12 protein-coding genes are annotated in these 12,370 nt (G+C 51.3%); 7 read left to right on the top strand and 5 right to left on the bottom strand.

Annotation, left to right across the window (positions count from 1 at the left end; translation table 11 throughout):
* Positions 1-4: 4 nt before the first annotated feature.
* From isiD to prmC, 3 genes are read left to right on the top strand one after another with little or no spacing between them, the layout of a single operon-like run.
* Positions 5-217: a protein IsiD gene (gene isiD, locus RIF25_RS08570; RefSeq protein WP_322878133.1), complete on the top strand. Its 213-nt coding sequence runs from the start codon at positions 5-7 to the stop codon at positions 215-217.
* 59 nt (positions 218-276) lie between these two features.
* A complete protein-coding gene (gene coaBC / locus RIF25_RS08565; RefSeq protein WP_322878132.1) occupies positions 277-1,485 on the top strand; it encodes a bifunctional phosphopantothenoylcysteine decarboxylase/phosphopantothenate--cysteine ligase CoaBC in 1,209 nt (402 codons plus the stop codon).
* Positions 1,486-1,493: 8 nt separating this feature from the next.
* On the top strand, positions 1,494-2,405 hold the full coding sequence (gene prmC, locus RIF25_RS08560) for a peptide chain release factor N(5)-glutamine methyltransferase (RefSeq protein ID WP_322878131.1): 912 nt from the start codon (positions 1,494-1,496) through the stop codon (positions 2,403-2,405).
* 160 nt (positions 2,406-2,565) lie between these two features.
* On the opposite strand, the gene bchD is transcribed toward prmC, so the two are convergent.
* The 4 genes from bchD to RIF25_RS08540 all read right to left on the bottom strand — a co-directional run bounded on the left by bchD (position 2,566) and on the right by RIF25_RS08540 (position 8,306).
* A complete protein-coding gene (gene bchD, locus RIF25_RS08555; protein WP_322878130.1) occupies positions 2,566-4,575 on the bottom strand; it encodes a magnesium chelatase ATPase subunit D in 2,010 nt (669 codons plus the stop codon).
* 124 nt (positions 4,576-4,699) lie between these two features.
* Positions 4,700-6,658: a squalene--hopene cyclase gene (gene shc, locus RIF25_RS08550; RefSeq protein WP_322878129.1), complete on the bottom strand. Its 1,959-nt coding sequence runs from the start codon at positions 6,656-6,658 to the stop codon at positions 4,700-4,702.
* A 127-nt stretch (positions 6,659-6,785) separates the two neighbouring features.
* Positions 6,786-7,412 (bottom strand): Holliday junction branch migration protein RuvA, encoded by a 627-nt coding sequence (gene ruvA / locus RIF25_RS08545; RefSeq protein WP_322878128.1) that lies wholly within the window; start codon positions 7,410-7,412, stop codon positions 6,786-6,788.
* A 6-nt stretch (positions 7,413-7,418) separates the two neighbouring features.
* The gene (locus RIF25_RS08540; RefSeq protein WP_322878127.1) at positions 7,419-8,306 is read right to left on the bottom strand and encodes a tetratricopeptide repeat protein; all 888 of its coding nucleotides are present in this window, start codon (positions 8,304-8,306) and stop codon (positions 7,419-7,421) included.
* 303 nt (positions 8,307-8,609) lie between these two features.
* Between RIF25_RS08540 and RIF25_RS08535 the strand changes: the two genes are divergently transcribed.
* Positions 8,610-9,143 carry a DUF2085 domain-containing protein gene (locus RIF25_RS08535; RefSeq protein ID WP_322878126.1) on the top strand — a complete coding sequence of 178 codons (534 nt, stop codon included), beginning with the start codon at positions 8,610-8,612 and terminating at the stop codon, positions 9,141-9,143.
* On the opposite strand, the gene RIF25_RS08530 is transcribed toward RIF25_RS08535, so the two are convergent.
* Positions 9,126-9,926 carry an ABC transporter permease gene (locus tag RIF25_RS08530; RefSeq protein ID WP_322878125.1) on the bottom strand — a complete coding sequence of 267 codons (801 nt, stop codon included), beginning with the start codon at positions 9,924-9,926 and terminating at the stop codon, positions 9,126-9,128. The genes RIF25_RS08535 and RIF25_RS08530 overlap by 18 nt on opposite strands.
* A gap of 105 nt (positions 9,927-10,031) precedes the next feature.
* On the opposite strand from RIF25_RS08530, the gene RIF25_RS08525 reads away from it, so the two are divergent.
* Genes RIF25_RS08525 through RIF25_RS08515 form a run of 3 tightly spaced genes read left to right on the top strand, consistent with a single transcriptional unit; the run spans position 10,032 to position 12,221 of the window.
* Entirely contained in the window at positions 10,032-10,859 is an 828-nt protein-coding gene (locus tag RIF25_RS08525; RefSeq protein ID WP_322878124.1) for a DUF3153 domain-containing protein, read from the top strand.
* On the top strand, positions 10,859-11,917 hold the full coding sequence (locus RIF25_RS08520; RefSeq protein ID WP_322878123.1) for an AI-2E family transporter: 1,059 nt from the start codon (positions 10,859-10,861) through the stop codon (positions 11,915-11,917). Before RIF25_RS08525 ends, RIF25_RS08520 begins: the two co-directional genes overlap by 1 nt.
* Before the next feature lie 13 nt (positions 11,918-11,930).
* Entirely contained in the window at positions 11,931-12,221 is a 291-nt protein-coding gene (locus RIF25_RS08515; RefSeq protein ID WP_322878122.1) for a hypothetical protein, read from the top strand.
* Positions 12,222-12,370: the final 149 nt, after the last annotated feature.

The following is a 12,370-nucleotide window of genomic DNA, read 5'->3' as shown; positions in this document are numbered from 1 at the left end:
CACGATGGCTCAAACCGCACACCCAGCCCCAGATTTAAGTGCCTATACGGTGGCGGATGTCTCCCAACTGGCCCAACGCTTGGAGGAAGATGATTACGAAACTCCCTTTGCGGCCCTAGAGGATTGGCATTTGTTGCGGGCTTTGGCCTTTCAACGCCCTGAGTTAACCCAGTCCTACTTGTATTTGCTTGATTTAGAGGCCTTCGATGAGTCCTAAGTGGCAGTGACCTCTGGCTATTTTGTCCTTGTGATGGTTGTTGTTCAGGCATAGCAGCAGTGACTCAGGCCCGGCGAATTTTGGTAGCAGTTGGGGGCGGGATTGCGGCCTATAAAGTCTGCGAAATTGTCTCGTCACTGATCCAGGCCGGTCATTCAGTGCGGGTGATTTTAACGGAAACAGCCCAGCAGTTTATTACGCCCCTTACCTTTAGTACCCTCGCCCGCCACCCGGCTTATACGGATCAAAAGTTTTGGCATCCTGACCAGGCCCGCCCCTTACATATTGAATTGGGAGAATGGGCAGAGGTATTTTTAATTGCCCCCTTAACGGCCCATACCCTCGCCAAACTGAGTCAGGGATTAGCGGATGATTTGCTCACCAGTACGGTTTTGGCTTCAACCTGTCCGATTGTCTTGGCTCCGGCGATGAATACGGTGATGTGGTCTCAGGCCGTGGTGCAGCGAAATTGGGCTAACTTAACGACTGATCCTCGTTACCATTGGTTGAGTCCGCGCTCGGGTCGCTTGGCCTGTGATGCGGTGGGGCCGGGGCGGATGGCGGAACCGGAAGAACTTCTAACATTACTCGACTCTTTATTAATAACTGGGGGCAAACGGGACTTAAGGGGCAACAAGATTTTAATTACCGGGGGTGGGACACGGGAACATTTGGATGCGGTGCGCTTTTTAGGAAATCCGGCTGCGGGAAAAATGGGGCTTGCGTTGGCCCAGGCCGGTCAGAGTCGCGGTGCAGAAGTGTTACTCGTCCATGGCCCCCAAGCCTTGGAGATTCCCCCGGAAATTGACCACATAGCGGTGACGAGTGGGTTGGAGATGGCGGAGAGATTAAACCAGGCCTGGGCGGATTTTGACTGGTTAATTATGGCGGCAGCGGTGGGGGATATCCGGCCCAAAACAAATGCAACGACAAAACTGCCCAAAGACCAGATTCCGAACCCCTTACCCTTGGAATTTATTCCCGATTTAGTCAAACATTTGGCCAGCCGGAAACGCCCCGATCAACAGGTGATTGGGTTTGCGGCCCAAACGGAAGATATTGCCACACCGGCCTGGGCAAAGCTCCAAGATAAGGAGTTGGATCTGATTGTCGCGAATCCCATTGATCGCCCGGATTCTGGATTTAACAGCCCCACCAACCAGGCCGTGATTTTCCATAAATCCGGTGCAAAAATTACAGTCCCCTTGACGACAAAACTCAAGTTGGCCCATAAACTTTATGATCTGATTCTCCAGTTTGCTGAGTAAGCTCCCCAATGCTTTCCCCTGCTGATCGTCATTCTCTTGCCGGTGCGGAACTCCAGGCCTGGGTGAATTGGGCTAAAACGATTATTCCGGCCGCCGAGATGGCCACTGGGCTAGGAGAACTACGCTATTTGCTCCGAGAAGTGACGAATTTAGATGGCCTCAGTTTAGCCTTGGGGGCCTGGGATGAGACAAATCAAATGCATAGTTCCCATGGCCTGGCAGAACTGACAACTCTTTGGCAACAACGCTGGCAAAATCGGGTTCCCTTGTCCTATCTCTTGGGTTGGGTATATTGGCGCGAGTTTAAGTTAACCGTTACCCCTGATGTTCTCATTCCCCGCCCTGAAACTGAGTATTTGATTGATTTGGCTGAACGGTTCAATCCGGATCCAGATCAGGGGGGAATTTGGGTAGATCTCGGCACAGGTTCAGGGGCGATTGCCATTGGCCTGGGGGCAGTTTTTCCGAAGGCAACTGTTTATGGCGTAGATGTCAGTCCAGCCGCGTTAAGGGTCGCAGCAGCTAATATTGAGCAAAACGATACTCAAGCCCCGCTTAAACTCTTACAAGGATCATGGTGGCAGCCCTTAGTTGGCTTAGAAGGTCAGATCACTGGAGTTGTCAGTAATCCCCCCTATATTCCCCAGGCCGAGATTGCTAACCTCCAAGCAGAAGTCCAAAACCATGAACCCCATTTAGCCTTAAGTGGTGGCGCGGATGGCCTGGGGGCAGTGCGGGAAATTGTCGCCGGGGCCAAGAGGTTTATGCGGCCGGGTGGAATTCTATTGTTAGAAATCATGGCCGGGCAAGGGGCAGCGGTTAAACAATTACTAGAATCTAGCCCGGCTTTTTCTGAGACGCAGATTTTCACGGATTTAGCCGGCCATGATCGCTATGCCTACGGACTGAGGAGGGAGTGATGCATTTTAAGGAAATATCTGTGGGGATAGAGTTATTCAGTCAGGTTTATCCCCTTACGCAGACTGTTCTAAGAGAGTAGAAATCTTAAAAAACTGCCCATCAAGCATGGTCTGACTTGTCCCAATAAGATCCCTAAATGAGTAATGCTAGAGAGGCCAGTTAGAAGTTAAGGGCGTTTTGGGTGACAGCAGCAATGGCCTGGTCGGTTGCTTTGGGAAGATGGTAGTATTTCCCCCCGGCCTGGGCTGCCAGTTCTTTGCCAAATCCGGTCGAGATAAATTTATTTTCCGTATCCACCACCAACAACTTTAGCCCCAGGCCCCGCATTTTACCGGCAATTTCCAGTAACTCAGCTTTAATATCCGGTTTTTTCCCCTCTGGGATCGGTTCACCCAACGACCGGGCCAAGGGAATATTGCCCCGCCCATCCGTAATCGCCACAATCATCACCTGCCCCACATCCCCGGATTGTTGCGCGTTCAAACCAACTCGCACGGCCTGGATTAAGCCATGGGCCAAGGGTGATCCACCGCCACAGGGCAAGGTATCTAATCTCCGCCGGGCCGCTTCAATGGAACGAGTCGGGGGTAGCAACACATCGGCCTGTTCGCCCCGAAATGGGATTAAGGCAATCATGTCCCGATTTTGATAGGCCTGGGTTAGTAAGCGTAAAACGGCTCCTTTGGCTGCATTCATCCGATTCAAGGCCATGGATCCAGAGGCATCGACAACAAAAACAATCAAGGCTCCCGATTTTCTCGCTAACCGTTTAATCCGGACATCCCCCGATTCAACGATCACCCGCCGTTGGGGTTGTTTGGCCCGCCGCGATTTTTGATAGGGAGCCGCCGTTCTTAATGTGGCATCTACGGCTATTCGGCCCCCCCGGCCCTTGGGTAACATTGGCCGCACATACCGCCCCCGATCCTGGGAATAGACTAAACTCCGACTCCCCGATTTGCCTTGCCGTTGGGCCGATTGGGCAAAATACAACACCGACTCATCGAGAATTACCCCTTCGGCTTCAAAGACAAACTCTTCTGGGATGCTGGGCGGTTCGGCCTGCTGTTCTTCGTTCTCTTCCGGTTCATCCTCATCTTCTTGATCCGGCTCGTCTTGATCCTCGGCCGGGTTTTGTTGGGGTGGTGGTGGCGGGGCGGGTTGATCCGGTGGGGTATCAATGAGGGTAGCTCGGGGAACAATCACCAATTCCACGGCCCGGCGCAAGTCTTCGGCGGTGACTTCAGAACGACCATTAAGGGCTGCATGGGCTTTGGCCACCCGAACCGCAAACAACTCCGCCCGATGGCCTTGGACACCGCCCCGGATTGCTTCGGTAACTAAGTAGGCAATTTGTTGGCGTTGAATTTTGACATCCTTGAGCCACTCCCGGGCCAGAATAATTTGAGTTTGTAAGTCTTCTAGTTCCGTGCTGTATTGGGCCATAAAGGCCTGGGGAGAGTTGGCAAAATTGGTCGCTTGATCTACCGCTTGCACCCGTTCATCTAATCCCAAAACGGCATCAGCACTAAGAGCAATGGCAATTCGGTCGCGTAAATGGGGCCGTAATGGGCCTTCCTCGGGGTTATAGGTTGCCAGGAGTAAGGGCTGACAAGGATGCTGAAAACTAATCCCTTCCCGCTCAATCAGATTCCGCCCCTCGGTTAAGACAGTCAGTAATAGGTTAGCAATCTGCTCCTCTAGGAGGTTAATTTCGTCCACATAAAGCACTCCTCGATGGGCAGAGGCTAACAGGCCAGGCTGAAAAATGGCTTCTCCTTTTTGTACCGATTGACTGACATCCACTGCCCCAATCAGCCGATCTTCCGTAATCCCCAAAGGAATTTGAATAAATGGAGCCGGAATGATTTCCGTGGGGGGTGGATCCACAAGTTCACCGGATTCAATCTGCTCAATTAATTTTTGATCCCAGGCCCCAGGATTGGCTGGATCACAATTACTCAGGGAGCCTGTGACGATTTCAATGGGGGGTAACAAGGCATGAATCGCCCGGGCCATCACAGATTTAGCTGTGCCCCGCCGCCCGGCAATGACGACACCCCCCAGGCCTGGATCAACAGCCGCTAATAACAGTGCCAGTTTAATCGCCTCCTGTCCAACAACGGCCGTCAGGGGAAAAGTCGGAGCAATGGGTAAAGCAGCAACCATTGGGGGTATTTATCAGACATAGGACTATCCCCATTGTCACTGTTAGGGTTCATCTTTAGCCAGTCGGAAAATTTCCCCATCTGTCCCCACGAGTTAGCCCCAGGAGACGACCATCAAGGAGGGGTTAGGCCGTGACCGGATCAAGATTTAGAACCGTTTGCTGATAATGGCGATAGCGTCCCAAGGCTGTGAGCGGGAAATGCTGCTGATAGAGGTGATATTTCAGGTAAAAGTGGCAAGGAAACCCTGTCCCGGTGAAATAATCCTCATTCCAAGTCCCATCGGCGCGTTGGGTGGTCAGCAAATGTTCAGCCCCCCGTTTAATGGCCTCTGTGGCATATTCCCCTACGGCCTCACCCGCAGCTAGTAACCCAATCAAGGCCCAGGCCGTCTGAGAGGGGGTACTTGGCCCTTGGCCTTTCAAACTCGGATCCTTATAACTCTGACAGGTTTCGCCCCAACCCCCATCGGGATTTTGGACAGATTCTAACCACTTGACAGCCCGCCGCAACCGCCAGCGATCATAGGGAGGAGCCACCAACGCCAAGGCCGCCAACACGCCACTGGTGCCATAGACATAGTTCACGCCCCACCGCCCATACCAACAGCCTTCCTGTTCCTGTTCCGTTCGTAAATAGGCCAAGGCTTTATCCACGCTGGCTTCTCCGGTGGTCATGTCGGTGCGGCCAATCATTTCCAGAACGCGAGCCGTGACATCTGCCGTATTGGGGTCAATCATCGCCCGCAGATCCCCATAGGGAATGTCATTGAGCCAGTCTTGATCGTTGTCAATATCAAAAGCGGCCCACCCCCCTGGTTTACACTGCATGGTGGCAATCCAATCCACAGCCCGCTGCATCGCTTCCTGTTTGAGTTTTTCATCGGGGAGTTTCACCGCCTCCAGAGCCATGACGACTACGGCCGTATCATCCACATCGGGATAGAAACGATTTTCAAATTCAAAGGCCCAGGCCCCGGGTTTGCCGATTTTATTTTTAACCGCCCAATCGCCATAGTCGAGAATTTGTTTTTCAATCAGCCAGTTGCCGCCTGAGACCAACGCCGGATGATCCGGTGACAGACCAGAATCCACCAAGGCCCGCATCACCAAGGCCGTATCCCACACCGGCGACACACAGGGCTGCACCCGATACCAATCTTCTGTCTCAATGGCAAAGCGATCCACACTGGCCAGGCCCCGTTGGACAATCGGATCATGGGCGTTATACCCCAGAGCACGCAGGGCTAAGAGGGAATTCAACATCGCCGGAATAATCCCGCCCCAATCCCCACTGGCTTCCTGACGTTCTAAAACCCATTTTTCCGCCGCCGCCAGGCCCTCGTCCCGTAATGGGGTTAAATTCCATTCCTCGCAAAACTTAAAGACGTTATCGAGTTCCAGGAATAAATCTGTCCAATCGCCTTTGCGGGGCAAACTCCAATTCACATTCGCCCGACCTTCCACATAAAGCTCATCCACGTTCACACCTGGATCTGTGACATAGACCGGCTTGCGATCCATGACGATTAACAGGGGAACAGTGCTGCTGCGGGCCCAACTGGACATTTCATAGATCGTGAATGGCCCCCACTCCGGCAACAACATCACCCAGGGCGGAAGTGAAGGAATCCCCTGCCATTCGTAACAGCCAATCAGGGCTAAATGGAGCTTGGTAAAGATGCGGGTTTTGCTGATCCCACCCCTAGAGAGAATAAACTCCTTGGCCCGCTCCATATCCGGATCATCGGCCGCCACACCCAAGAGCCGCAAGGCTGTGTAGGTTTCAACAGAGGTGCTGAGATCGCCCCCATCGCCATAGAACAGTTCCCAGCCGCCATGCTCCCGTTGTTGGGATTGGAGAAAGGTTTTGGCTTTGGCTAAAGGTCGCGTACTGTCAGTGCCCCAAATTTTATGGAGCAAGACCACTTCCGCCGTCATGGTGCAGTTGGATTCCAGTTCTGACCACCAATACCCTTCTGCATATTGTTGGGAGAGCAGATAGTTTTGACTGGCCTGGATCGCGGCATCGAGGGGGGGCAGAGGAGCAGTCAAAGTCTCAGGAATCCGGTCTTGGGTCTGCATAGAGTCTGGGGATCATCTTAAAAGGCTAATTCCGATTTATTATACGCTCTTCCCTTTCCCAGGCCTGGATCAAATCCTCTCGTTATTTGCTGATTGGAGGCTGTAGCCATTGACTCATCTATAGACCTTACTGACTCAACCAAGTAATTGTTTCCCGTAACCAGGCCTCGGCATCGGCATTTTTGGCTAAGGCCGTTGATTGTCCAACGGCTTCCAGGGCCTGGCGGATTTCCTGGGCAGTATAACCCAAAGCCAAGAGGGTCATTTCCACGTCTTCTTGAATGGCCACGATTGGCCCGGCGGCGGGAGTGGTCACCAGGCCCGTTTGATCCCGCCAGGCCGCAAGTTTAGTTTTTAGTTCCAAGGCCAAGCGTTCCGCCGTTTTTGTCCCGACCCCAGGAGTCCGACTCAGGCGGCGCGTATTGCCACTGACAATGGCCTGGACTAACTCTGATAATCCCAAGCTGTCTAAGAGGGCTAATCCTAACTGGGGACCAACGCCACTGACACTAATCAGCTGTCGAAATAAATCCCGTTCTGGTGCGGAACCAAACCCATAAAGCAGGAGTTGGTCATCGCGCACTTGCAGATGGGTAAACAGGGCCACCGGTTCAGCTACGGGCGGGAGCGCGTTGAGGAGACGAGTTGTGATTAAGAGGTCATAGCCTACGCCTTGAACGTCCAAGCAGAGAATGATTCGGTTGACTCCGAGTTTTTGGGTGCCAAGAATTGTCCCGCGCAAAAAACCAATCATTAGCGTCTAAGGAGCCGGAGTGGGACTATCAGTTGAGCTAGGGGCAGGGCTGGTGGCGGCATTTGGGGTGTTGGCGGCCGCAAGTCGTTTAATTTTATCCTTGACTTGGGGGGGGGCCAGACTTACAGCCTGATTAAAGAGGGGGGCAGCATCCGCACTTTTCCCTTCACTTTTGAGCGCAATGGCCTGGCCGAGGATGGGGCGGAAGTCATTCGGGTGATCTTGAGCAAGTTGGGTAAAGTGGGTCAGGGCCTGGGCGTAGTCCTGTCTAGACATATAAATATCCCCCAAAATTAAGTTGACAGCCAGTAAATTTTCTTGAGATTCTGGGGTTTCCGGGGCAGTTTTTAAGGTCTGGATCGCATCTTGCACCAGCCCAAGGGCCGCCTCTGGACGATCTTGTTTTAGTTCCAGTTGGGCCAGGCCTCGTAAGGCATTAATATTGGTTGGATTCTTATCCAATACGGTCTGATAGGTGCGTGCAGCCTCCTCTGGTTTGCCAGCTTGTTCCTGGGCCTGGGCGAGAAGGACAGCATATTGGGGTTGGGTCGGGTTGAGGGTTGTCAATCGTTCCAGGGGAGTAATGATAGTCTCCACCGGGCGTTTACCCAGGCCAATCAGTTGGAGGCGGGCGTTAATAAGTCCTTCCAAGGCCGCAATATTATCGGGTTCTCGTTCTAAGACGGCCTGGTATCCCGTTTCCTCAGCCTCATACTTTTTGACCGTATCAGCAGCTTGGGCGGTGGGGGAGGGTGTGGTGATGGGCGTGGTTGGGCCAGTCCGAAAAATTGAACCGATTAGAGGTGCAAGGGAAATGACCAAAAATGGGAGAATGCCAATCACCAGAACAATCAGAGTGAACAGTTTCCGCCGATTCATGCCCGCTTTTTCCATGGTTTTGTCCTAACTATCCTTGGCGGTCTGCCTAAAAAATGCTTCGGAAACTCCCCGCCACCTTAACCCAGAGAGGCCCCTGCTCAAAATAGTGACTTGATCTAGCTCTTACAGTGATTTTTACTTGTCCAGAATAGTCCCAGTCACGCCCTATCATCGCATTTTATTTGACTTGTGATCGGCCCCAATCCCCCAGGCCTCACAGATTTGCGTCCAGGCCCCGGAGTTCGTTAAAACTAAAGGATAGTCATGAGTTTAAGATATTCTTAATTTTTTGAGGAACTGGCCGCATCAGGGGGCGCAATGACCACTAAATTAGTCCAACCACCGCTCAACAAACCGACTCAGGAAAAAAAATCCCGCAAAACCCGCCTCAAAAGCCAAACTGCGGATCTCCTCCTTGCCGGCCTGGTGACTGGCCCGATTGCTGCCCCGTTTTTAGCCGCCAGTGGTTTACCCGGTCTGACCCAAATTGCCGACATCATTTACACCATGGGGATGTTTGTCTGTCCCCAGCCGGAAATGAGTTTGATGCTCTGGCCCCATTGGCTCATGGCGGTTTGTATGCGCTGTTATGGCACGGTCTTGGCCCTGGTGTTTTGTCGCTGGCTATGGAGTCGTGGTTCTGGCCAGGAAGCCTATTGGTTAGGGCAGTATGGGGTTTGGGGCGGTCTGATTGCCGTAGTGATGATGCTGTTCTATCCCCTGGAATGGTGGTTGCAGCAGGTGGGGGTTTGGGATTACATCAACTGGGTAGTATTTCCCTTTGGCGCGGTTGCTGGTCTGGGCCTGGGATTGTGGGTTGCCCCAGCGTTGTACTCACGCCCCCATACCTGAATATTGTTTCAGTCCCTTGCGCCACAACCAGCGATTCAGGATCCAGACAATCCCCAACCATAGCAAACTCACCCCAAAGGCCTGGAGCCAATTGACGGGTAAACCAACCAATAAACTGGCGGGGATATAGATCAGATAGGGAAAGGGAGTCCACATCAGTGCCGCAGCCAGGCCGGGGGGATAGAGCGATAAGGGAGCGATCATTCCTGATAGAAATAGATAAAACAAGTACCAAAATTGCTCTAGGGCCGTCGCTCGTTCCGTCCAAAACGCCAATAGAGCCAGGGTGTATTGAATCAGAAAACGCAAGGCAAAGGTAAGCAAAATTAAGGGGATGAACAGCAACAGCCGCCCTCCTTCTGGAATCCAAGCTGCTTCGGGGTAGAGAAGAAAAAAGAGGGGAATCAGGGCAAAACTAAAGGGCAAGCGGGCCACCCGTTCTCCTAAGTGACCCATAAAATGATGCCAAACCGGATCTATGGGCTGTAGGAGGCGTGATGATAAGGTTCCTTCGACTACTTCCTTTTCAAAGTCATAGATAACCCAGACCACCGTAAACTGCCGCGTGAGAAATACGGCTAAAAAGTAGCGCGCCAAGGCCACCGAAGTGATCCCAAAGTCTCCCTGTTCAGCCGCTTGAATCCAAACCCCCATCAGAATTAAGGGCAACGAACCAGAAAGCATCCAGAGCAATAACTCGGCTCGATATTCGTTCATATAGGCGTAATAGACCGTGAGCATTACCCAGGCCTGGTGGGCGCGCAATTTCAGATTCAGGGCCATGCCATTCTTGTCTCAGATTATCAAAGGGGATCCTACTGGTTTCATTTTGCCCCTTCAGACGCGATGGTGTTATAGTCCTGCTTAGGCTGGCCTGGAGTTGCAGTTGTGAACAAGACCCCATCTCTCCTTTTGGTGCGGCAATTATTTCCTCAGATTTCCCAGTTGGAGCTTCTGATTCGATGGCGGCTGTTGGGGGGACTTGTCATTTTGGGGTTTGCCTTGGGCTTATCAGGGTGTGTCCAGGCCGACTTAGCCATTCAAATCAAGGGCCAGGCCGGCGGCGAAATCCAGCAACATCTACAAGTCTCCCGTTCCGCTCGTCCATTTCTAGAGCAACTCCAACAGCAAGCCCGGAAACTCGGGGGAACGAGCAAACATCAAAATGGACAAACCCTAGATCTACGCATTCCCTTTGATCGCCCTGAGGATCTATCCAGGAAACTCAATGCCCTCTTAGCTCCCCTGCATCAAACCCAGGCCCCCACCTTACCAATCATTCCCGCCCAGGCCGAGGTGACGGATCAAAATCTTTTATTGTTTATCCGGGGACAGTTTGACTACACCATAGATTTACGTGCTTTTGGCATTGCCTCTGGCAGTAGTTCTGATCCGATTGTTCTCAGTCCCCAGGAATTAGTTGCCTTAACCATTAGCTTAGAAACGCCTTGGGGGGCCAGGCCTGGGCAAGCATCAGTCAAAGATAACAGCGTCACCCTCATCAATCCCCATCTGGAAAAACACGGGCATACCCTCACCTGGGCCTTAGAGCCGGGCTATATTAATCATCTCCAAGCGGTCTTTATTTATCCCAGTTTGCTGGGTTGGGGCGCGCTGGGCATTGTTGGGTTGCTGTCCCTGGCCTGGTATTGGCGGTATCGGCCCCTAGCTCTGGCTGCCCAAAAAGTAATTAATAGTAACCCTGCTGCATCCTGATGAATTGGTTAGGGCCACGCCACTCCTTACAACGCTATTTAACCCTAGCGGGCCTGGGGCCGATCATTGCCCTGAATTTATGGGTTTGGCATCAGCTATTTCTCTATTTTGAATATCTCCTGTCTGTACTGATCATTGCAGCAATTTTGGCCTATTTATTGGACGGGTTGGCGGCCTGGTTACAACGTTTTTCCCTAACTCGGCTCCAGGCCATGATCATGGTGTTGGGTTTTGTCCTAATTATTTTTACTTTAGTCGGGTTTACCCTAATTCCAGCCATTGCCACTCAATCTCAGCAGCTCATTGAACGTTTACCGGAAATTGTCAATTCTGGAAATGATAGCTTACGCGGCGTGATTGCCTTTGGGCATCGGTTTCGGTTTCCTTTTAATTTTGAACAGGTAACGGAAGAATTACTAAATCAATTGAAGGCGATTTTGAGTGTTTTACCAGATGTTGCATTTACAACTTTGGGACGGTTTGTGGATGCGCTTTTAGTGCTGGTCTTAACTGTATATATGCTTTTCTATGGTGGGCAACTGTGGACAGCTTTAGTCGGATGTATTCCCCGGCCTTGGGGGCCAATTATTGATCAATCGTTACGCCTAAACATTCAACGGTTCTTTTCAGCCCAGTTGGTCTTGGGGCTATTCATGTTTTTAGTCCTCTTGCCCGTGATGATTTATTTGGGAGTTAACTTTAGCCTCTTGTTTGCCTTAATCATTGGCCTGGCCCAGTTAATTCCAGTAATTGGAGCCACCGTTGGCATTGGCCTGGTAGTTTTGGTGGTGGTATTTCAGAATGTTTGGTTGGCGGTAAATGTGCTCGTAATAGCCGTCTTTTTTCAGCAAATCAAGGACAATTTTCTAGCTCCCCGACTGTTGGGGAATATTATTGGCTTGAATCCCCTCTGGCAGTTTATTGCTCTTTTAATTGGGGGACGAGTTGCGGGATTGTTAGGAGTTTTTCTCTCCATTCCCATTGCTGCCACCGTCAAAGCCACGATTGAGAAAATCCGGGAACTAGAAGCTGAGAATCTAGAAAATACAACTCCCTAGTGAGGAGATTATCATGGAAATTATTGATAGTTTTGATACAACCATACGGGCTATTGGGAAAGATGAGGCTTGGCTACAAAGGTGGATCATCGAAAAACCTTCTAGGCTTGGCCTTGGCGATATTCAAATTATTAATCATGAATTGCGGCACTATAAAAATCGAGGTGGAAAACTTGATCTCTTAGCTTATCGTGCTGACTTAGATACTTACTATGAAATTGAATTAATGCTAGGGGAGTGTGATTCTGATCATGGCTTTCGCACCCTTGATTATTGGGCAAGAGTAAAGATTAAAAAATACTAATTCTCGTCATATCGCCGTCCTAGTTGCCGAGGGTCTAACTGGACGTTATAAGACAGTAATTGAGACACTTTCACAATTTGGTAGAACCCTAAATGTAATGATAGCCTTGGAAAAATCAAAGCTGAAGTCATTTGCATCCTTAATCTATG

This window comes from Pseudocalidococcus azoricus BACA0444, assembly GCF_031729055.1.
Classification (GTDB): domain Bacteria; phylum Cyanobacteriota; class Cyanobacteriia; order Thermosynechococcales; family Thermosynechococcaceae; genus Pseudocalidococcus; species Pseudocalidococcus azoricus.
Note: the sequence above shows the minus strand (reverse complement) of the source record. Positions and strands in the feature narration are given on the sequence as shown.